This is a genomic window from Pseudomonas sp. B16120 (assembly GCF_044218845.1).
In the GTDB taxonomy this organism is placed as follows: domain Bacteria; phylum Pseudomonadota; class Gammaproteobacteria; order Pseudomonadales; family Pseudomonadaceae; genus Aquipseudomonas; species Aquipseudomonas paracarnis.
This window is the reverse complement of the sequence record NZ_CP162588.1, coordinates 829,223-850,633: the sequence shown is the minus strand read 5'-3', so window position 1 is coordinate 850,633 and position 21,411 is coordinate 829,223. Positions and strand designations below refer to the sequence as shown.

19 protein-coding genes are annotated in these 21,411 nt (G+C 62.1%); 14 read left to right on the top strand and 5 right to left on the bottom strand.

Features of this window, described 5'->3' with window-relative positions:
- Nucleotides 1–102: 102 nt before the first annotated feature.
- Nucleotides 103–1,380, bottom strand: coding sequence for an acetyl-CoA C-acetyltransferase (locus tag AB4P90_RS04130; RefSeq protein ID WP_395605680.1), 1,278 nt, complete (start codon nt 1,378–1,380; stop codon nt 103–105).
- 113 nt (nt 1,381–1,493) lie between these two features.
- On the opposite strand from AB4P90_RS04130, the gene AB4P90_RS04125 reads away from it, so the two are divergent.
- The 4 genes from AB4P90_RS04125 (at nt 1,494) to AB4P90_RS04110 (ending at nt 7,687) form a co-directional block, all read left to right on the top strand.
- Nucleotides 1,494–2,846 (top strand): 3-oxoacyl-ACP reductase, encoded by a 1,353-nt coding sequence (locus AB4P90_RS04125; RefSeq protein ID WP_014716759.1) that lies wholly within the window; start codon nt 1,494–1,496, stop codon nt 2,844–2,846.
- Nucleotides 2,847–2,848: 2 nt separating this feature from the next.
- The gene (locus tag AB4P90_RS04120) at nt 2,849–3,697 is read left to right on the top strand and encodes a MaoC/PaaZ C-terminal domain-containing protein (protein WP_020301947.1); all 849 of its coding nucleotides are present in this window, start codon (nt 2,849–2,851) and stop codon (nt 3,695–3,697) included.
- 303 nt (nt 3,698–4,000) lie between these two features.
- Complete coding sequence (locus AB4P90_RS04115) at nt 4,001–5,818, top strand: collagen-like triple helix repeat-containing protein (RefSeq protein ID WP_395605679.1); 1,818 nt, start codon at nt 4,001–4,003, stop codon at nt 5,816–5,818.
- A 186-nt stretch (nt 5,819–6,004) separates the two neighbouring features.
- Nucleotides 6,005–7,687, top strand: a complete 1,683-nt coding sequence (locus AB4P90_RS04110) for a ShlB/FhaC/HecB family hemolysin secretion/activation protein (RefSeq protein ID WP_020302458.1) — start codon at nt 6,005–6,007, stop codon at nt 7,685–7,687.
- A 630-nt stretch (nt 7,688–8,317) separates the two neighbouring features.
- On the opposite strand, the gene AB4P90_RS04105 is transcribed toward AB4P90_RS04110, so the two are convergent.
- Together AB4P90_RS04105 and AB4P90_RS04100 are read right to left on the bottom strand one after the other, a co-directional pair.
- A complete protein-coding gene (locus AB4P90_RS04105) occupies nt 8,318–8,722 on the bottom strand; it encodes a response regulator (RefSeq protein ID WP_020302459.1) in 405 nt (134 codons plus the stop codon).
- A 53-nt stretch (nt 8,723–8,775) separates the two neighbouring features.
- Nucleotides 8,776–8,973 (bottom strand): Flp family type IVb pilin, encoded by a 198-nt coding sequence (locus AB4P90_RS04100; protein ID WP_073453197.1) that lies wholly within the window; start codon nt 8,971–8,973, stop codon nt 8,776–8,778.
- A 336-nt stretch (nt 8,974–9,309) separates the two neighbouring features.
- Between AB4P90_RS04100 and cpaB the strand changes: the two genes are divergently transcribed.
- Genes cpaB through AB4P90_RS04060 form a run of 8 tightly spaced genes read left to right on the top strand, consistent with a single transcriptional unit; the run spans nt 9,310 to nt 16,733 of the window.
- On the top strand, nt 9,310–10,254 hold the full coding sequence (gene cpaB / locus AB4P90_RS04095; protein ID WP_038448732.1) for a Flp pilus assembly protein CpaB: 945 nt from the start codon (nt 9,310–9,312) through the stop codon (nt 10,252–10,254).
- A 19-nt stretch (nt 10,255–10,273) separates the two neighbouring features.
- Nucleotides 10,274–11,479, top strand: coding sequence for a type II and III secretion system protein family protein (locus AB4P90_RS04090; protein WP_014716753.1), 1,206 nt, complete (start codon nt 10,274–10,276; stop codon nt 11,477–11,479).
- Nucleotides 11,476–12,669: a Flp pilus assembly protein TadZ gene (locus AB4P90_RS04085; RefSeq protein ID WP_014716752.1), complete on the top strand. Its 1,194-nt coding sequence runs from the start codon at nt 11,476–11,478 to the stop codon at nt 12,667–12,669. The genes AB4P90_RS04090 and AB4P90_RS04085 overlap by 4 nt, the downstream gene beginning before the upstream one ends.
- The gene (locus AB4P90_RS04080) at nt 12,666–13,937 is read left to right on the top strand and encodes a CpaF family protein (protein WP_014716751.1); all 1,272 of its coding nucleotides are present in this window, start codon (nt 12,666–12,668) and stop codon (nt 13,935–13,937) included. The genes AB4P90_RS04085 and AB4P90_RS04080 overlap by 4 nt, the downstream gene beginning before the upstream one ends.
- Before the next feature lie 9 nt (nt 13,938–13,946).
- A complete protein-coding gene (locus tag AB4P90_RS04075; protein ID WP_014716750.1) occupies nt 13,947–14,828 on the top strand; it encodes a type II secretion system F family protein in 882 nt (293 codons plus the stop codon).
- Between the two features lies 1 nt (nt 14,829).
- The gene (locus tag AB4P90_RS04070) at nt 14,830–15,717 is read left to right on the top strand and encodes a type II secretion system F family protein (protein ID WP_019818343.1); all 888 of its coding nucleotides are present in this window, start codon (nt 14,830–14,832) and stop codon (nt 15,715–15,717) included.
- A gap of 10 nt (nt 15,718–15,727) precedes the next feature.
- The gene (locus tag AB4P90_RS04065; protein WP_019818344.1) at nt 15,728–16,453 is read left to right on the top strand and encodes a tetratricopeptide repeat protein; all 726 of its coding nucleotides are present in this window, start codon (nt 15,728–15,730) and stop codon (nt 16,451–16,453) included.
- A 10-nt stretch (nt 16,454–16,463) separates the two neighbouring features.
- A complete protein-coding gene (locus tag AB4P90_RS04060) occupies nt 16,464–16,733 on the top strand; it encodes a DUF3613 domain-containing protein (RefSeq protein ID WP_003188221.1) in 270 nt (89 codons plus the stop codon).
- 47 nt (nt 16,734–16,780) lie between these two features.
- Here AB4P90_RS04060 and AB4P90_RS04055 read toward each other — a convergent pair whose 3' ends face one another.
- Nucleotides 16,781–17,566, bottom strand: a complete 786-nt coding sequence (locus AB4P90_RS04055; protein ID WP_014716747.1) for a response regulator transcription factor — start codon at nt 17,564–17,566, stop codon at nt 16,781–16,783.
- Nucleotides 17,567–17,637: 71 nt separating this feature from the next.
- Nucleotides 17,638–18,141 carry a prepilin peptidase gene (locus AB4P90_RS04050; RefSeq protein ID WP_122300896.1) on the bottom strand — a complete coding sequence of 168 codons (504 nt, stop codon included), beginning with the start codon at nt 18,139–18,141 and terminating at the stop codon, nt 17,638–17,640.
- Nucleotides 18,142–18,212: 71 nt separating this feature from the next.
- Here AB4P90_RS04050 and AB4P90_RS04045 point away from each other — a divergent pair, with 71 nt between their 5' ends.
- Together AB4P90_RS04045 and AB4P90_RS04040 are read left to right on the top strand one after the other, a co-directional pair.
- Nucleotides 18,213–18,650 (top strand): TadE/TadG family type IV pilus assembly protein, encoded by a 438-nt coding sequence (locus AB4P90_RS04045; protein WP_003188217.1) that lies wholly within the window; start codon nt 18,213–18,215, stop codon nt 18,648–18,650.
- The gene (locus AB4P90_RS04040; RefSeq protein ID WP_395605678.1) at nt 18,647–21,388 is read left to right on the top strand and encodes a PAS domain-containing protein; all 2,742 of its coding nucleotides are present in this window, start codon (nt 18,647–18,649) and stop codon (nt 21,386–21,388) included. Before AB4P90_RS04045 ends, AB4P90_RS04040 begins: the two co-directional genes overlap by 4 nt.
- Nucleotides 21,389–21,411 lie beyond the last annotated feature (23 nt).

Genomic DNA, 21,411 nt, shown 5'->3' with positions numbered 1-21,411 from the left:
ACGCGTGTGGAACTCGTTATACGGCAATCGGCTCGCCGGGGGGAGAGGCTACTGACCTCTGACCCCTTGAGAATGCATTCAATGGGCCAATTTTGTCGGCAATCAGCGTTCGATAATCGCCGTCACGCCTTGGCCACCGGCGGCACAAATGGAAATCAGCCCACGGCCCTTGCCCGCCGCATCCAACAATTTAGCCAAGTTGGCGACGATCCGCCCACCGGTGGCGGCAAACGGATGGCCCGCCGCCAGGGAACTGCCCTTGACGTTGAGCCGGCTGCGGTCGATCGACCCCAGCGGTGCGTCCAGGCCCAGGCGGGTCTTGCAATAGTCGGCGTCTTCCCAGGCCTTGAGCGTGCACAGCACTTGGGCGGCGAAGGCCTCGTGGATCTCGTAGTAATCAAAGTCCTGCAAGGTCAGGCCGTTGCGCGCCAGCAAGCGTGGCACCGCATACACCGGCGCCATCAACAGGCCCTCGGCGCCGTGGACGAAATCCACCCCCGCTGCTTCGCCATCGCGCAGGTAAGCCAGGATCGGCAGGCCGCGCTCCTTGGCCCACGCCTCGCTGCCCAGCAGCACCAGAGAGGCACCATCGGTCAGCGGCGTGGAGTTACCGGCGGTGAGCGTGCCCTTTTCGCTGCGCTCGAAGGCCGGCTTGAGGCTGGCGAGTTTTTCCAGGGTCAGGTCGGGGCGCAGGTTGTTGTCGCGGGTGAGGCCGAGAAAGGGCGTGAGCAAATCGTTGTGCCAGCCCTCGGCGTAGGCCGCCGCCATCTTCTGGTGGCTCTCCAGCGCAAGCTGGTCCTGCTCGGCGCGGGGGATCTGCCAGGTCTGAGCCATCAGCTCGCAGTGCTGACCCATGGACAAACCGGTGCGCGGTTCGCCGTTGCGCGGCAGTTCCGGCTTGAGGTGATGAGGACGAAGTTGTAACAGGAGTTTTAATCTATCTCCCAGGGATTTGCTGCGGTTGGCTTGCAGCAGGATCTTGCGCAGCCCTTCATTCACACCAATCGGTGCATCCGAGGTGGTGTCCACCCCGCCGGCAATGCCGCATTCGATCTGGCCCAGGGCGATTTTATTGGCCACCAGCAGCGCCGCCTCCAGCCCGGTGCCGCAGGCTTGCTGGATGTCGTACGCAGGGGTTTGCGGTGACAGGCGCGAGCCGAGCACGCATTCACGCGTCAGGTTGAAATCACGGGAATGCTTGAGCACCGCGCCGGCGGCCACCTCGCCCATGCGCAGGCCGTGCAGGTTGTAGCGCTCGATCAGGCCCTCCAGCGCGGCAGTCAGCATCGCCTGGTTACTCGCCGTGGCATAGGGGCCATTGGAACGGGCGAAAGGAATGCGGTTACCGCCAATGATCGCTACACGGCGCAATTGAGTCATGGAAAGCTCCCTTGTGGTGGTGGGTGGAATCATCAAGCCTAGCCTAGGCTCAATCGAACGACTGCCACCCCAGGGTGGTCAACCTTTGAACCCCAGCCTTCGGAGAGCGTTCCATGTCTGACCGTTATATCGACTTCGCCAACTCAAGCCTCGGCCATCGCCTGGTCGCCGCCATTGGCCTGCCGTCACCGGTACGCCTGGAACGCTGGCAAGCCGGGCGCCTGCGCCCGGTCGAAGGCGCCCTGCTGCTGGGCGGTGGCGCATTGGCAACCCAGGTGCTGGCATTTGCCAACCGACTCACCGACGCCGTCTACAGCTACGGCGCCGAAGCCTCGACAGCGCCCGCGTGGATTCCAGGACACGGCCCCAAGCTCAAGGCGGTGGTGTTCGACGCCAGTGCTTTGCAACACACCGAGCAGCTCAAGCAACTGCGCGAATTCTTCCAACCGCTGCTGAAAAATCTCGACCACAGTGCACACCTGGTAATCCTTGGCCGAGCGCCGGAAAGCCTCAGCGACCCCTTCGCCGCTAGCGCCCAGCACGCCCTGGAAGGCTTCAGCCGCTCCCTGGCCAAGGAGCTGCGCAGCGGTGGCGTGCTGCAGTTGCTGTACGTGGGCGACGGCGCCGAAGATCAGTTGGAAGGCGCGCTGCGGTTTTTCCTCTCGCCCAAAAGCGCTTATATCTCCGGCCAGGTGATTCGCCTGGCGGCCTGCGATACGCCGGTGCAAGATTGGACGCGCCCGCTGGCCGGGCGCAAGGCATTGGTTACCGGCGCCGCTCGAGGCATCGGTGCCTCCATCGCCGAAACCCTGGCCCGCGACGGCGCCGAGGTCATTGTGCTCGATGTGCCCCAGGCCAAGGCCGACCTTGAAGCCCTGGCCGCACGCCTGAATGCGCGCACGGTGGTGCTGGATATCTGCGCTGAAGATGCCGCACGCCAACTGATCGAGCACCTGCCAGACGGGCTCGACATCCTGGTGCACAACGCCGGCATCACCCGCGACAAAACCCTGGCCAACATGACCCCGGAATACTGGGACGCAGTGCTGGCGGTCAACCTCAAGGCTGCGCAAGTGCTGACCAAGGCCCTGCTCGACAACGACACACTGCAAAACAACGCTCGGGTGGTGTTGCTGGCCTCCATCAGTGGCATCGCCGGCAATCGTGGGCAAACCAACTATGCCGCAAGCAAGGCCGGATTGATCGGCCTGGCTCAAGCCTGGGCGCCGCTGTTGAAGGAACGTGGGATCAGCATCAACGCCGTTGCGCCTGGGTTTATCGAAACCCAGATGACCGCGCATATCCCCTTCGCCCTGCGTGAGGCCGGGCGCCGCATGAGTTCCCTGGGTCAAGGTGGCTTGCCCCAGGATGTGGCCGAAGCCGTCGCCTGGCTGAGCCAGCCGGGCTCCGGTGCGGTCAGCGGCCAGACGCTGCGAGTGTGTGGGCAAAGTCTTCTGGGAGCGTAAGCATGCAATGGCAAACGTTGGACAGCACCCCGTCTCTACTGCCGCTGTATTGGCGCGCGGCGCTCAAGCGCAAGATCACCGGCAGCACATTGCCCGAACGTGGGTTGCGCTGCCGGATAAGTGTCAATCCCGGCGCGGTTGCGGCTTATCGCAAGGTATGCGGCTTTGCTGACAGCCCGATGCTGCCCGCGACTTATCCGCATATCCTCGCGTTCGGCCTGCAACTGCAATTGCTGACGGACAAGACTTTTCCATTTCCACTGCTGGGGTTGATCCACCTGCGCAATCGCATCCGTATTCATCGGCCTTTGGGTGGAGTCGGTGACGTGAGTGTCGGTGTCTACGCACGCAATCTCAGCCCCCATCCCAAGGGGGCCACCTTTGACATCGTCACCGTTATAGAGGATGCCCTTGGGCTCTTGTGGGAAGCCGAAAGCCAAATGTTATGCCGGGGCGTGAAGCTGGAAGGCGAAGCCCTGGAGAGCGGATTGCAAACCCCAGGCACGCTCACCGAATTGACGCGCTGGAAAGCGCCCACTGACATAGGCCGCCGCTACGCACGCGTGTCTGGCGACTACAACCCCATCCACCTTAGTGCGCCTACCGCCAAGCTGTTCGGTTTTCCCCAGGCCATCGCCCACGGGTTGTGGAACAAGGCCCGCACCCTCGCGGCGCTGGCAGAACACTTGCCGGCCGCCAATATTGAAATTGACGTCGAGTTCATGAAGCCGGTGCGCCTGCCCAGTGAAGTGATATTAATAAGTAGCGCGGCCGGTTCCAGCGGAGGGTTGGAACTCAAAGGCGCTGGGGATATTCAACACATGCGGGGCAAGTGGCAGCCGATTTCCTGAAAACCCCCTGATTAATTGTATATATACACCCTAAGTTATAGCGGACCCTGAGAGGTCCGCCGCTTTTTTACAAGCCTTTGATTTTAATCATCTAAACAATCCGAAACACACTCCCATTACACCTTTGGTATTAGTTCCTAAGCCGACTAAGCCCGGGTGTATATAAATCGTTAATACCAAGTTGAGCATTGCGTGAAAGAGTGCCCTGGCCTGAGATAGCCACACGGACAAACCTATCGTTATCCAAAGAAATAACGAGGGTTTGAAACAACCAAGGTTGTACCAGGTGCAAGGAACTCAATCATGAAAACTCAAGTCGTGTTTTGGAAAGCAAGTACCGCGCTGGCCCTCGTTCTGGCAATGAGCCTGGGCGGCTGCAGCAGCGGTGGTGGCGGGCATAAATCCAGCGTGGCGGCGTCATCGCCGGATGCGGGTGCAGGCGCCGGAGGCGGCACAGGTGGAGGTACTGGTGGCGGTGATGGCGGTACAGGCGGTGGGACCGGTGGTGGCACAGGCGGCGGTGACGGCGGCACTGGCGGTGGAACCGGTGGTGGCACGGGCGGCGGTGACGGCGGCACTGGCGGTGGAGCCGGTGGTGGCACGGGCGGTGGTGACGGCGGCACTGGCGGTGGTACTGGTGGCGGCACTGGTGGCGGCACTGGTGGCGGCACTGGCGGCGGCACCGGCGGCGGTACTGGCGGTGGTACTGGTGGCGGCACCGGCGGCGGCACTGGCGGTGGTACTGGTGGCGGCACTGGCGGTGGTACTGGTGGCGGCACTGGCGGCGGCACTGGCGGCGGCACTGGTTCGACAACCACCCCACTGGTCACCGGCCAGATCGCCGGCACCCTTGGCACCACAGTCGGCAATGTCGGTACAGCGGTCGGTAACCTGGGTTCGACGTTGAATGGCGTACCCATCGTCGGCGCAACCGCTGGCGGCCTGGTCACCTCGGCAGGCACCGCTGTTAACAGCATCGGCACTGGCGTAACCGCCGGCTTGGGCTCACTGGGCACCAACACCAACTCCCTGGGCACCACGGTAGCAGGCGTAGGTAATGGGGTGGCCGATTTGGGCGGCGGCCTCTCGACCACCGGCCAATCACTGTCAACCACCCTCGGGGGAGTACCCGTCGTCGGCGGTGTGACAGGCGGAGTAGGCACTGCGGTAGGTGGCGTTGTGGATAAAGTCGGCACCACCGTCACCATGCTCGGCGATACCCTCAGCACGGCCAGCACCACGGGCCCACTGGGTTCATTGACCAATACCTTAGGCAGCAAAGTAGTGGTGCCTGTAGTGTCGCTGGTGGAAAACACCACCGGCAACCTGGGCAACGCAACCGGCCTGGGCGCTCCACTCAATGGCGTACTGGATAAAGTCGGTTCGGCTGTCACTGGCCTGGGTACTCAAGTCGCCAGCACTGGCGGCACGGGCAACCCGGTCACCGGTATTGTCGGCACCGTGCTCACTGGCGTCGGTGGCACACTGGATAAATCGGGCGGTTATGTGGCCCCAACCGGTGGCACCTCGGCTTCCGGCCTTCCAGAGCTGGTGGGTGGCCTGGTGGCTAACGTAGGTACCGGCCTGAACGTGGGCAACACCAACGGCACCGTCAGTGCAGCGGGTGTGACCGGTGGTGCAGTCGGCGGCACCGTTGCGTCGCTGGGCACTGTGCTGGGTGGCACAGGTGTAGCAAACACCGCAGCTACCGCACCGGTCGCCACCGTGGCGGCCAATGTCGGCGCAGCGCTCAATCCTGTGACCAGCGGCGTCACCAACCTGACGCAAACCATCGGCACGACTACCGGTGTGGGTGCTCCGGTGAATGGTTTGGTCACTCAAGTCGGCGGCGCAGTCAGCAGCTTGGGTACCAACCTGACGGCGGCCAACGCCAACCCGATCACCAACGCGGTAGGCACCACCGTCACAGCGGTCGGCGGCACCGTCGCCTCGGTGGGTGGCCTGGTGACGGGCGGCACCACTGGCGGCACCAGCGGTGGTTTGCTCGGTGGCCTGAATATCGGCACCACCGCCACAGCAACCGGCACGGCCACAACCACAGGCGGCACTACGGCCACTGGCGGTCTGGGCGGTTTGTTGAACGGCCTGACCGGCAAATAGAAATGCACCTGGCCGATTAGACGGCCTCCCCTACAGCGCCTACGCTTGGTTGAGACGAGAGACCTTTAATAAGTCTCTCGTCTTTTTTATGGGCGGCGACACGCTTTATCAATCGCCACCCTCCCGAACCGAGTCCCAGAACCCGGCGGGCCCGAAGCGCTGCTGCAGTTGACCATGGAGTGTCCTATGCGCGTGTTGACGCCGTTGTTATTGCTCACCCTCAGTGCCTACGTCCAGGCCGAGACCCTTCCCAGCTTTCTTAACAGCAACGACACTGTCCGCACCCTGCCGGTGCCCAACCTGCCCGCCGACGCCTACCGACCACCCTCGTCGAAAACCCAGGTACCTGAAGCGCCACCGACTGCCGGTCAGCCGCTGTTGATGGACACCAAGGTCACTATTCGAAAGTTGCAGATCGAAGGCGGAACGGTCTACCCGCTCGCCGAGACGGCACAGGTGTATGCGCCGTTGATTGGACGAGAAACCAACCTCGCCCAACTGATTGAAGCGACCCGTGGGATCACCCGCCGTTACCAGGAGGATGGCTACCTGCTGTCCTACGCGTTCCTGCCGCAACAGAATTTCGAAAACGGCCTGGTCCGCGTGGTACTGGTGGAGGGCTACATCAAGGACTATCAACAAACCGGCGACATCGGTTCGGTGTCGGCCTACGTCGATAAACTCGCGCAGAAGCTCCTGGCTGAGCGCCCGCTGACCCGCAAGACTTTCGAGCGCTACACCACGCTGATGAGCCGCATCCCCGGCCTCAGCGTACAGGCGCAAGTACCGCCACCGGGCACCACTGATGGCGCCACGCACATGCAGATCCAGGCCAGCCGCAAACCTTTCACCACCAGCATGAGCCTGGTGCAAAAAAGCCGTGGCGGCACGCAAGCGTTGCTGAGCGCCACCAGCAATTCCCAGACGTCCATGGGCGAGCAGCTCAGCGTCAGCGGCCTGTTCCCACCCGGCGAGGACAAAGAACACTACTACCGTGTGGACTACAACCAGTTCATCAACGCCGAGGGCACCCAACTGGCACTCGCCGCCGAACGCTATCGCGCCGACCCCAACAGCAGCGTGCAACTGGACGGCGGTTTCGAACTCAAGCCGCACCAGTCCATAGACCGCTACTCCATTGGCCTGAGCCATCCGTTCATCGCCTCCCCCACCGAGTCGCTCACCCTGGGCACGCGCCTGTACGCGGTCGACCAGACCACGCGCTATAAACTGGTGGGCTACCCGCTGCGTTTCGACATCGAATCCAACCTGCGCGCCCTGGCCTTCGAAGGCGATTGGCGCAAAGCCGACGCGCAACGCCTGCGCATCATCAGTGGTGGTCTGTACCAGGGCATCGACGGTCTGGGCGCCAAGGCCCGCAGTGACCTGGGCGTGGCCAAACCCGACCTCGACTTCTTCCGCCTGCGCCTTTCCGGCGTGCAAAGCGACAAGTTCTTCGACAACTGGCAAGGCGTGTTGTCGGGTGCGCTGTACTGGAGCGACAACACCCTGCCCGACAGCGAGCGCGCGACCTTCGGCGGGCAGAATTTCGGCCGTGGCTACCCGGACGACCAAGGCTCGGGCGACAAGGGCTGGGGGGTGGCGTACGAGGTCAACTACAGCTTCAACCGCACCGGCAACTGGGTGAAGATCCTGCAACCCTACGTCGTAGTCGACCGCGCCAAATCCTGGTTCAACGACCTGCCGGTCAAGGCCAACGACATGTCCTCGGCGGCGGTGGGTTTACGTTTTGGCGACAAAAAGTACTACAACATCGCGCTGGAGGCGGCCAAGCCAATGTCGGATATCGCCCTGGACAGCTTTAATCGCAGGCCGCGATATACGCTGAGTTTCAGTTATCAACTGTGATGAGGGCACCTGTAATCAACGTGGGAGCGGGCTTGCTCGCGAAGGCAGTGTGTCAGTCAATGAATCTTTAACTGAACCACCGCTATCGCAGGCAAGCCAGCTCCCACAAGGGTCTGTGTTGCTCACAGAATCAGTGCCCGACAGATCCCTGCGGCTTGACAGCCGAAACCTCTCTACCTGAGCCCCCGCGATCAAACGGTGGGAGCTGGCTTGCCTGCGATGAGGGCCGGACAGTCGGCGACTAAGTGCCTGGCACCCCACGAGCCAAATGTGGGAGCGGGCTTGCTCGCGAAGGCGGTGTGTCAGTCAATGAATATTTAACTGAGCCACCGCTATCGCAGGCAAGCCAGCTCCCACAAGGGTCTGTGTTGCTCACAGAATCAGTGCCCGACAGATCCCTTCGGCCTGACAGCCGAAACCTCTCTACCTGAGCCCCCGCGATCAAACGGTGGGAGCTGGCTTGCCTGCGATGAGGGCCGGACAGTCGGCGACTAAGTGCCTGGCACCCCACGAGCCAAATGTGGGAGCGGGCTTGCTCGCGAAGGCAGTGTGTCAGTCAATGAATCTTTAACTGAACCACCGCTATCGCAGGCAAGCCAGCTCCCACATTTGATAAGCGGTGCCGGTCCGTTACCGACCAGGTGTAGAGAGGGGAAACAGGCTATTGAGGGTATCGAGCAAGCGAGCCAGGTAGATCGGCTTGCGAAACAGATCCAGCACCTGCAAGCGCAGCATATCGCTGACATCATCCATTTCCGCATGGCCAGACATCACGATCACAGGCAAATGCGAGCGTGAGGTGTGTTCGCGCAGGCGCTTGATCAAGGAGATACCGCTTTCCTCGGGCATGCGCAGATCGGTGATGACCAGGGCGATATCGGGGTTAAGTGTCAATTCTTGCAAGGCGAAGGTGACGGAAGTCGCGGTAAAACAGACGAATCCCTCGTTTTCGAGGGATTCGGCCAACTCGATCAGCGCATCCTCCTCGTCATCCACCAATAGGATTTGTTGGCGGGATGACGAAGGGTGGGTCATGGGCGGTACCTGATAAAAAGAATCACCGGAACAGATACGTACAGCAATCACAGCTAAGTCGCAGCCGGCAGCTCATCGGAGATTTTTTGAAAGATACCTTTTATCTTATCCCCAATCTCGGAACCGAAACCAACGATAACCAACGCAACTATCGCCACAATAATCACATATTCAATGGCCGACGCCCCGTCTCTACGGCGCAGGAATAACTGAGCGTGAATGTAAAATTTCAAGAACAGGTCAAGGATCATATGAGATCTCCTTCATGCGCCACAAAGCGCCGATACAGCTGGCCCGCACAATGATTGCCGTGTGCCACTAGAGCATTGTCAACAAATTTAACACTCACAACTGTAAGAACGAATTAATCATAAAGCATTAGTCGCCGCGCCAGCCCCACAAATCCGTTATTTACAGCCCTCGCTTTAACCGCGCAGATAAATTTTTCATTCAGTAATGGCAATTTGTCCTAGCTGGGCTACCTTCAAATAGCCAAATCGTTAGTTGTTCATCACAGCCCAGTTGCGAATTTAACTCGTTTGGATTAACGGGAATAAAAGCAGTGCAACAGGATAGGGAGCGCCGTCATGAACAGTCGTATCAGCATGGTCCTTGCTGGCTTGCTGCTTATCGGAGCCCTGGTTGCAGGGTATTGGGGCCTGGTGCTGAGCCGTCCGCAGGCACCCGCCGTAGCGCCCTCGCCAGCACCTGTCATTTCCGTTGAAAAAACCGTTGCTGTCGTGGAAGACCAGACCCGCCAGCCGGTCGTGGTGCTGGTGCACGCGGTTGCGCCTTTTGTGCCCCTCACCGCTGCCGATGTCGCCGTGGAAAAACTGCGCACCGTGCCGGCTGGCAGCCTGACCAGCGTTGACCAGGCCATCGGCCGCACGCCCTTGCGGGCCCTGGGTGCCGGCACCTGGCTCAATGATGAGAGCTTCACCGCCGGCGGCCCCCTGGCCCGCATGATTCGTACAAACGAACGCGCACTGGCCGTCGCCGTCGATGAGGTCATCGGTGCCGGTGGCCAGTTGAGCCCCGGCGATTACGTGGATGTCTTGCTGTTCTTGCGCCAGGACAATGCCAATGCCGAGCAGTCGGCGCAGGTGGTCATCCCAGCGATTCGCCTGCTCAGCGTCGGCGACCAGTTGGGCTTGGCCAACGACGGCACCCCGGCCGTACCGCCACCCGCCACCGCCGAAGAACGCGCCCAGGCTGCCCAACGCCGCACTGCCGCGCGCAGTGTGGTGCTGGCGGTGCCCGAACCCTTGCTGAGCCGACTGATGCTCGCCTCCCAAGCCGGCACGCTGCGCCTGGCCGTGCGCAGTGCCGACGAACAATTGCTCAGCCGCTACTGGGCCGGCGAAAGCGACACCCCGGACAAGGTGCAAAGCGCCAACCGCGACCTCTACCAATTCACCCAATTGGCCCTCAGCGGCCCGCCAAAAAAAATCACCCCCGCGGTGGCCGACACCGGCCAGCGTCGGGGCGTCGAAGTGATTCGCGGCGCGGCGGCGGCACAACCTACCCCCTGATTGAACAAGGATGCCTTGAATGAGCCAACGCTACGCTCAATTGGCCTTGGCCTTGATGCTGCCGTGCCTGCCCCTGGGCATGGCGATGGGCGCATCGGGCAACTGCAACACCCTGGGCCAACTGCCCGCTGTGATCGAGGTGGGCGAAGGCTTGCAGACCGAGCTGCAATCGCCGGTAGCGATTACACGCCTGGCTATCGGCGATCCGAAAATCGCCGACGTGCGGGTCAACGGCGACCGCCACTTTCTGCTCACCGGTGTCGGCAGCGGTGCCACCAGCCTGATGGTGTGGACCGGCTGCTCGACCACGCCGCGTCAGAGCATGGTGTTCGTTAAAGGCAAGGCCACCTCGGCGCTGACCAGCCAATCGCTGTCGCCCTCCGAAGACCCGACGCTGCCCAGCCAGGTGCAGACCGATATTCGCTTCGTCGAGGTCAGCCGCACCAAGCTCAAGGAAGCCAGCACCAAGATCCTGGGCATGGGCAACAATTTCTTCCTCGGCAGCCCAAGCTTGCTGTCCCCTTCAGAGGGCATCTTCAAATTGCCGGTGAGCGCTGACAGCTTCAACATCGGTTTTGGCGGTGGCCGGGTCAAGGCGCTGATCAACGCCCTGGAAAGCAGTGGCTTCGCCTACACCCTCGCACGCCCGAGCCTGGTGGCCATGAGCGGCCAGAGCGCGACCTTCCTGGCCGGCGGCGAAGTGCCGATTCCGGTGCCCAGTGCCGGCAGCGATACCATCACCATCGAGTACAAGGAGTTCGGCATTCGCCTGACCCTCACGCCCACGGTCATCGACCACAACCGCATCGCCTTGAAGGTCGCCCCGGAAGTCAGCGAGCTGGACTACAACAACGCGATCCGGATTGAGGGCATCCAGGTGCCTGCCCTGACCGTCCGACGCACCGACACCAGTGTGTCACTGGCCGATGGCGAAAGCTTTGTGATCAGCGGCCTGATCAGCAGCACCAACCGCTCCACCATCGCCAAGCTCCCGGGCCTGGGCGATATCCCGATCCTTGGTGCGTTTTTCCGCGACTCCAATATCAACAGCGAAGAAAAAGAACTGCTGATGATTGTCACGCCGCATCTGGTCCAGCCACTGGCTGCCAATGCGCAGTTGCCGTCGCTGCCCGGCGAAAAACTGCGCACCTATGACCCGAATTGGTTCCGGCTGTTCTTCCTGGAAAACGGCAACTTCGACCGTCGCAGCGGACTTTCCCAATGAGCGATAGCCTGAGCCAGACCTTCCTGGCAATCACCCGCAACAGCACCGACCTGGAATGGCTCCAAGGTGCACTGGCGCCCCTTGGCCAAGTGATCAGCGTGGGCGGCGGCAGCCTCGATGAATTGCTGGCACTGGTGGACGTGACCTTCGCCAACCTGGTGTTCGTGGGCCTGGACCGTGAACACCTGGTGGCCCAGAGCGCCTTGATCGAAGGCGCCCTGGAAGCCAAGCCGATGTTGGCGGTGGTGGCCTTGGGCGACGGCATGGACAACCAGTTGGTGCTCAACGCCATGCGTGCCGGTGCGCGGGATTTTGTCGCCTATGGCTCGCGCTCCAGCGAAGTGGCCGGGCTGGTGCGGCGCCTGAGCAAGCGCTTGCCGCCCACCGCGCCGAACGCCCACCTCGGCGGCCTCACCGTGCTCTACGGTGCCCAGGGCAACACCGATGGCGCCTTGCTGGCAAGCCACTTGGCGATGGTGGTGCAAAAAAGCGGCCAGCAGACGCTGATGCTCGACCTCGGCCTGCCCAGGGGCGATAGCCTCGCGCTGCTGGGCCTGGACAGCACCTTCAATTTCGGCGACGCCTTGCGCCACCTGCGCCGCCTGGACGCCACGCTCATCAACAGCGCCTTCACCAGCACCGACGACGGCCTGCGGATCCTTGCCTACGCCGCCAGCGATGAACCCTTGGAAATGACCAGCGCCGCCGAGCTGTACATGTTGCTCAGCGCCTTGCGCCAGCACTTCCAGCACATCGTGGTCAACCTCACCGGGCAAGCGGACAGCGAAGCCCTGCGTACCTTTGTCAGCCACTGCGACAAGTTGCTGTGGTGCACCGACCAGGGAGTGCTCGACTGTCGGCGTAACCTGGCGGTGCTGAACCTGTGGCGCGAAAAAGGCATGAAGCTCGACCATGCCAAGCTGCTCGTCGATCGCTACATCAAAGGCTGTGCCCCCGACACCGAAGCCCTGGAAAAAAGCTTCGGCCTGGAGTGCATCGCCGTGCTGCCCCTGAGCCCGGAAGTGCGCCTGAACGCCAAAAACCAGGGGCAAAGCCTGTTCACCCTGGCCCCCCGCGAAGCGTTGACCCAAGCCCTGCGTCACCTGGGCGAGCGCCTGGCCAAACGTACCGAAGGCTTGGATAAACCCTCGACACGCTGGTTCGAACGCCTGCTGGGGGCGAGTCGATGAACGGCGAAAAACTCTTCGGCGCCCCGGCCCGTGGAAGCGCCGCGCACAACGACCATGATGGCCTGAAACTGGTGCTGCATCGCTACATCATCGATGCCATCGAAGAGTCGGGCCAGAATCTGCTGGAAGGCTCGCGCCAATCCCTGGCGCAATTTGTCATCGACAAAGTGGCCGAATACATCACGCGCATGCACCTGGCGATCTCGCGCTATGAAATGGAGCGCCTGGCCGAGGAAATCGTCGACGAGCTGACTGGCTTCGGCCCGCTGGAAGTGCTGCTGCGCGATGTGTCGATCACCGAGATTCTGGTCAACGGCCCGCACCGGGTGTTTATCGAGCGTGACGGAGTACTCCATCAGAGCGATCTGCGTTTTATCGACGCGCACCATGTAGAACGCGTCATGCAGCGCATTCTCGCGCCCCTTGGAAGGCGCCTGGATGAGTCGTCACCGATGGTCGATGCGCGCTTGCCAGATGGCAGCCGGGTCAATGCGATCATCCCGCCGATTGCCCTGGACGGTCCCTGCCTGTCGATCCGCAAGTTTCGCAAGGACATGCTCAAGAGCAGCGACCTGGTGGCGATGCAGACCATCGACCACCCTATTTTCGAGTTCTTCCAGGAAGCGGTGGGCAAGCGCTGCAATATCCTCATCAGTGGCGGCACAGGCACCGGCAAGACCACGCTACTCAATATCCTCAGCCAATTGATCAACCCCCACGAACGCCTGGTCACCATCGAAGACGTGGCCGAGCTGCAACTGGGCCACCCCCACGTGGTGCGCCTGGAAACCCGCCCGCCCAATGCCGAGGGGCATGGCGAGGTCAAGGCCAGCGACCTGATTCGCAACGCCCTGCGGATGCGCCCGGACCGCATCATCCTTGGCGAGATCCGTGGCGTCGAAGTGCTCGACGTAATGACGGCCATGAACACCGGCCATGACGGTTCCATGAGCACCGTGCACGCCAACAATGCCCAGGACGCGCTATTGCGCCTGGAAACCCTGGTGGGTCTGACCGGCCGTGTGGTGGCGGAGAAAACCCTGCGGCAGATGATCTGCGCCGCACTGGATGTGGTGATCCAGTTGACGCGCCTGCCCGATGGGCGCCGTTGCGTCAGCGAGGTGGTAGAAGTGGTGGGCGTGCGCGACGACGTGTATGTCACCAACACCCTGTTCCGCCTCGACCGCCGTACCGGTTTTGGCTTCCTGCGCGAAGCGCTCAACCCGGCCGGCGACAAGCTGCGGCGTGAATCGGCATTGCCGTTGTAGAGAGGGCTTATGACCGGACTTGTCTTGCTGCTCATTTGCATCCTGCTGATCAGCCTGTCCGTCTGGCTGTTCCAGCGAGGGCTGCGCCAGGCCGGTACCGATCGGGTGCTGGAGCGGCTCTCCGATGGCCAGCCGGTAGCCCAGGAGCCGAACGGCAGCTGGGTTGCGCTGGAGCGCATGTTCCAGCGCGCCGGCCTGGGCAAGCCCACCGACCGCCTGGGGTTGTGGCTGAGTGGCTGGACCGCGGGCATGTTGCTGGGCTATCTGCTGGCCGGCGGGCTAGGCCTGTTGGCCATGCTGATCCTGCCGCCGCTGCTGTTGCGGGTGTATATCGCCTGGCGCTACCAACGGCGAGTGCAGCGCATGGTCGAACAATTACCGCAGCTGCTGGACCACAGCGTGCGCAGCCTCAAGTCTGGGCGCACCCTGGCAGACGCCGTTCTGGGCGCAATCGACAGCACCGAAGCGCCGCTCAAACAGGCGATGAGCCGCATCCAGCGTAACGTGCAAATGGGCGTGAGCCTGCCGGAGTCGGTCAGCGACTTTGCCGAGTTTTACGAACGCGATGAGTTCCGCCTGTTTGCCCTGGGCCTGAAGGTCAACCACCGCTACGGCGGCAACGCCAGCGAGCTGCTGGAAAACCTGATCAAGATGATCCGCGAGCGCGAACAGGGTGCGCGCCAACTCAAGGCCATGACCGGCGAAACGCGCATGACCGCCTATGTGCTGGCGGGCTTGCCCATCGCCATGGTCGGCTACTTTTTGATGGTCAACCCAGGCTACCTGATGAGCATGTGGAACGACGGTACAGGGCGCTACCTGCTGCTGGCCGCGGTGGCGCTCGACATCACGGGCACCTTCGTCATGTGGCGCATGTTGCGGAGTATTTGAGATGGCCATCCTGATCTGCATCCTGCTGTCGCTCGCCGCCGTCGCCTTGATCGTCGGCAACCTGCTGGAGCAGAAGCGCCGTCAACGCCTGGTCAGCCAACGCCTGCAAGGCCAACTGACCCGCGAGGACAAACTCGGCAGCCTGATGCGCCAGTTGGGCGCCAGCGCCGTGGCCCAGCGCTCGGTCAGCCTGGACAACGAAACCCAGACCCTGCTCAACCGCGTCGGCTGGCGCAAAGCCAACCAGCGGTCCATGTTTGCGGCTTTCCAGATCGGCGTGCCCATCGTGCTACTGGGCTTGACCCTGCTCGGCCAGCAACTGCTGTTCCCCCATGCTGGCTCGCCCTGGATTGCCCCGGCAATTGCCCTGGGCATCGGTTACCTGCTGCCCAAACGCATCCTGGCCCTCAGCGCGAAATACCGCCAGGAGCGCATCGCTCGGGAAATTTCCACCTTCATTCCGTTGCTGCGCATCCTGTTCGAATCCGGCATGGCAGTTGAGCAATCGCTGCGGGTGTTGAGCACCGAAGCCCAGCGCTTGCTGCCAGACCTGACCCATGAACTGCGGCTGGTCCTGGCAAGGGTCGACTCGGGTCTGGAGCTGTCCGAAGAGTTGGGCAAGACCGCACGCCTGCTGGCCGTGGATGAGTTCACCGACACCTGCATCATCCTTCAGCAGTTGATCCACCAAGGCGGCGGTGCGATGAAATCCCTGCTGGCCCTCAAGCAGTTGCTCGACGACCGCCGCCTGACCCGCCTGCAGGAATACATTTCGAAGATGTCCGCGAAGATGTCCGTGGTGATGATGGTGTTCCTGTTTCCCGCCTTGCTGATCGTGCTGGGGGGGCCGGCCATGATCGCCATCTCCCGAGCCTTGAATAATTTTTGAGGAGCCTGCCATGAAACCACTGATCGTCGCCTTGAGCCTGCTGATGTTGGGCGGTTGTGCCAGCAATGGCCAGGTTCCGTGGGCCGGGTTGCTGGCGCCGGGCAGTTGCCCCAAGCCCAGCGCCGACCAGGAGCTGTCGCTGAACCTGGCCGATGACATGGCCAACGAAGGCAAGCTGCACGCCAGCCTCGCCAACCTGCAGAACCTGCCCAGCACCCTGCCCCAGGTTCGTCAACGCCAGGCCCGTGCCTATCGCTTGCTGGGCCGTGCTGACGCCGAGCCGTTGTACCGCAGCCTGCTGGGCACCTGCCTGGCCGCCGACGGTGAGCACGGCCTGGGGCAACTGGCATCGGCCAAGGGCGACAACGGCCAGGCCATGGCTCACCTGCAACGTGCGGCACGGCTGGCGCCCACCGACGAAAAAATCCGCAATGACCTGGGCGTGGTGTACCTCGATCAACGGCGCCTGGACGACGCACGCTTTGAATTCATGACCGCCATCGAGCTCAAGCAAAGCGATCAACTGGCGGCAGTGAACCTGGTGACCTTGCTGATCTATCAGGACAATTGGGAGCAGGCCGCGAAAGTGGTCGGCCAACTCGGGTTGAGCCCTGATCAGGTGACCCGGGCCCAGGCACGGGCGCAACACCTCAAGGAGGCTGGCACGGCACCGCAGCGTCCAGTCAAAGATCAGGTAGCGGCGGTCAGCGACACGCTGCCGGCCTCTGTGAAATAGGGAGTCGATGATGAAATTCCACCACCTTGCCGGCCTTGCCTGCCTGGCCCTGCCCCTCCTTGCTTCGGCCATCGAAGCGGGGCCATCTTCACCCCGGCAGGCAGAAACGGAAAACTGGATGGCGCTGCAACTGAGCGGGCGTGCAGCCTCGGCCAACCCGCAAAAAACCACGCCGGCAGAACGCGAACAGGCGCTCAAGCGCTGGCTGGACAGCAACAAGCATCCAATCCCGGAGTTTTTTGATCAGAAAGTAGGCGGGACTGCGCAGGGCAGCAAATAAAATCCCCCCTGTAGGAGCGAGCAAGCTCGCTCCTACAGGGGGCGGTGCTAGTGCGCCGTTACTCGCTGGCGCATCGCCGAGTTGTTCGGTGACAACGCCAGCGCCAACTGCGTGCGGTTGTGCATATGGGTCAGGCGTAATACCTGGGACACATACAGCTTGACCGTGTTCTCGGTAATCCCCAGCTCACAGGCAATCTGGTAGTTGGTCTGGCCCTTGCCCACCAGGCGGGCCACGTCCAACTGGCGCGGTGACAGTTGATTGAAGATCGCCGGGATCTCCAACGGCCCGGCTTCATCGGCCGAAGGGTCCCCGTCATGGTCCTGGGGCGTCGGATTTCGGCGCACCTTGTCCAAGTCCATATACAAGTCGTTGATGGATTCGGACAGGTACTGCAGCTTCTGGTTGAGCGTGCCCAGCTGCAGGTCTTTCTGCCGCTCCTCCAATGCCACTTCCTGGCGCTTGAGGCCCTCGAGCAATTCATCGAGGTTGATCGGCTTCTGGTAGTAATCAGCGATGCCCGCACGCAGGGCCTTGATCACATCCTGCTTGTCGGCGCGCCCGGTAAGCATGATCGCTTCGAACGCGCGATGTTTGCCGGCGATGCGTTGCAGCGCCTGGACCAGCTCGATGCCGTCCATGTCCGGCATATGCAGGTCACACAGCACTAAACCGATCTGAAGGTCTTCCTTGAAACGCTGGACAGCTTGCTCACTGGACTCGCACGGGACACAACGGTACCCGCTGCTTTCAAGAAATTCACAGAGCTCCTCTACGATTAAGGGTTGATCGTCGACTACGAGCACTTTTACTGCGGACGTAAGCTTGTTCACGCGCTACTCCATGCCTGGCAAGCCAAATGATGACCTATCCTTTCTGACGAAAATTCCTACACAACTCCTGATTAAACGTAGACGTACTTTCCGACTATGTACATAGCATTAATCAACTCGCGCGACTGATGGATCCAAAACCAGCTGCCGGCAAAACCTGTCAAAACGAAGGGCGCAAAAGGCTGTTTTGTTGACGCTTGCCCTCCCCGCTCAACGCGGTTTGAGCTAAGCCCTTGATGCATAAGTGTCCAGGCCACCATGGCGATGCCCGCACAGATCAGCGACCCCAGCAGGTACTCGATATTGGAGGCCAGCCCCAGGGCGGCGAGCAACTTCACGTCTCCCGCGCCAAAGCGGCCCAACGCATAGCCCGGCAAGGTCAGTACCAGTGCCAAAGCCAAGGCCAGGCCGCCCTCGCTGCGGGGCGCGCCCAGCCAGGTCGACCCCGCCCACAGCAGGTAGATCAACGCCAGCAGCCCAACGCCCAGGGTCAGCGTATTGGCAATCTGGCGCTGGCGAATATCCTGCACGGCACATACGCCCAACCACAGCACAATCACTAGCGTCTGGATCACGTAAAAAACATCCCTTTTGGCTGAATGATTCTATGCTGATATCAAGTACTCGCCTCAGGGTAGACGCAGTCATGAAATCGAGCCTCCCGAGAAAGCAAAAAGGTGCTGCGGCGATCGAGTTTGCCTTGGTCTTCGTGATTTTCTTTGCGGTGTTCTACGGCATGCTCAGCTACAGCTTGCCATTGCTGTTGATGCAGTCATTTCACCAGGCGGCGGCTGAAGGGGTACGCCGCAGTGTGTCCCTGGACCCCAGCACCGCAGGCTATTCGGCCCTGGTGGTGCAACGCGCCAAGGATGCCGCCCAGGCCCAATTGAACTGGATCCCCGGCTCACTGAAATTCTTGCCCGGCTATATCACCGCCACCTACACCAATAATTTGCTGACAGTGAAGATCACCTACCCCTCGGCCAATATCAAAGCGGTCTTGCCGGCGCTGGTATTGCCCGGGGTGGGCACCGTACCCAACCTGCCCACCAACCTCACTGCTACCTCGAGCCTTCAGTTTTGACGACGGGGGATAAATTGTTCGCACGCCTGCGCGGGCGCACCAGCGCCCTGGCCTTGGACGCGCCAGCAGCACCCGCGCCGGGCCTGCAAGTGCAACTGGACAACCTGGGTCGGGTGCTGAACATCTCGGGCACCTTGAAGCCTTTACTTGCCCAGCATCTTGCCAACGCGCCCTTGCAGACCTTGCTGTGTGCCGATAGCGCACTGAGTGTCGAGGGCACGCCGCAGGAGTGGCAACGACACGGCCTGGACCTCGACTTTCAGGGCGCTGCCGGCCAGGCCCTGCATACCCGCGGCTGGATCGAGCCGGAGGGTGACGGCTGGGCCCTGCACCTGCTGGACATCACTGACCTGCTGGCCGACCGAGTACGGGTGCAGCAACGCGAACAGAACCACCAACTCGCCGCCCTGATGAGCGAACAGCTGCGCGTGTGCAGCCTCAACCGCTTACCCCAGGTGTTCAGCGAACACCTGCGCAGCGTGGCCCAGCGCTGGCGCATCCCCTGCGTCGCCATGGCACTGCTCGACGAAGATGACCAGGGCTGGCGCATCTACAGCCACTACGCCGCCCACGACGCCCCGGCCTTATGGCAAACCGGGCAACACCTGGGCACCAGCCTGGACAGCATCAACGGCAACACGCCACTGAGCCTGGACATTGTCCAGGGGCGCAGCGACAACCCGCGCCTGCACGGTGTATTTGGCAATGCCGACGGCTTCCTGGTGCCGTACCGCGACAGCCATGGCGCCGCCGCGTGGCTGCTGTGTGGTTTTTATAACGGCCAGGCACACCACACCGGCGAGCGTGACTGGCTGAACCTGTGCGCAGCACTCGCCGCGCCGCTGCTGGGCCGCCTGCGCGAACAGCGTCACCACCAGCAACTGGAACGGGTTGAAGCCCTGCAAGGCCTGCTCGGCACTGGCTGGTGGGAACTGTTGCCCGCCACCCAGGAGATCCAGCTGGCGCCACAATTGCTGCGCAACCTGAGCCTGGACGAAGGCCCCACCCGCCAACCTCTCGGCACCTGGCTCGAACTTATCCACCCCGCCGACCGCCAGGCCCTCGACAGCCGCCTGAAAGACCTGCAAGCCCTGGGCAAGCCACTGCTGACCAGCGTGCGCCTGCAACGCACCGAGTCCGAGCAGTCGCCCCTGTGGTACCGCATACAAGGCCAAGTGCTGGGCGCCGGCAATGAACGGCGCTGGATCGGCTTCATGCTCGACATCAGCGACATCCAGAACCAGCAACTGCAAGCCGCCGCCGCCCATGCGCGCCTGGACAACCTGATCGCCAGCTCACCGGCCGTCATCTATGTGCAGCGCTACGTCAACGGCGCGCTGCACCCGGCATTTTTCAGCGCCAGCCTGTTGCCGCTGCTGGGCTGGACCTTGGCCGATTGCAACCACGACACCCTGGCAGCGCTGATCCACCCCGACGACCGAGAACGCTACTTCGAACGCACCCGCCAACTGCTGCGCGAAGGCAACGTGCGCAGCCGCTACCGCCTGCGCGACAAACAAGGCAACTACCATTGGCTGCTCGACGAAGCCAAGCTTTTGCGCGACGACCTCGGCCTGCCGGTGGAAGCCGTAGGCCTGTGGCTGGACGTCACCGAAGCGACCCTGGCCGCCGAGCAGGTGCGCCAAAGTGAAGAACGCTACCGCATCCTGGTAGAAGACTCGCCAGCGATGATCTGTCGCTACCGCCCCGACCTGATCCTCACCTTCGGCAACACGCCGCTGGCCAATTACCTGGAATGTCGGCCCGAGCAATTGCCAGGCATCGACCTGGGCCAGTGGCTGTCGGATGAACAACGCGCCGCCTTTGTACAGCGCATCCAGCAACTGACCCCGGAATTCCCGGTGAGCACGGCGGAAATCAGCCTGCAACTGCCGGGGCGCGAACATGCCTGGTGGGTGTGGTCGGACCGTGGCGTCTTCGATGAACAAGGCGCCCTGATCGAGGTGCAGGCCGTGGGGCGCGACAACACCGAAGTACGCCGCTCCCAGCAGCAACTGACCCAAAGCGCGAAAATGGCCACCCTCGGCGAAATGGCCACCGGCCTGGCCCATGAGATCAACCAACCGCTGAACGTGATGCACATGGCCGTCGTCAACGTGCTCAAGCGCCTGGGCAATGGCGATGTGCAAATCGACTACCTCACGGAAAAACTCCAGCGCATCGACGCCCAGGTGCAACGTGCAGCACGGGTGGTCGACCATATGCGCGTGTTCGGCCGCCGCTCGGAAATCGAGCAGCAACCGTTCGACCCCGCACAGGCGCTGGAAGGCACTCTGTCCCTGCTCAGCGAAGGCCTGCGCGGCAAAGGTGTGGACGTGCGCATCAGCCCCGCGGACTTCTCGGTGCAGGTCAAAGGCTATGTCGACCAATTGGAACAGGTGCTGATCAACCTGATGGTCAACGCCCGTGACGCATTGCTCAGCCAACGAGAAAAAGACCCTGCCCTGCGCCCCTGGATTGCCCTGCACAGCGAGCACGACAGCCGCCATGTACGCATCTGGGTCGAAGACAACGCCGGCGGGATAGACCCGCGCTTGCTGGAGCGGATTTTCGAACCGTTCTTTACCACCAAGCCAATCGGCGTCGGCACCGGATTGGGGCTCTCGGTGAGCTATGGGATTGTGGAAAACATGGGTGGGCGCTTGAGCGTTACCAACGGCGAGGCCGGCGCGAAATTCTGCGTCGAGTTGCCCATCGCGCAGAACTCAATCAGCTAACCACGATGCGAAGCGAGCCGCTG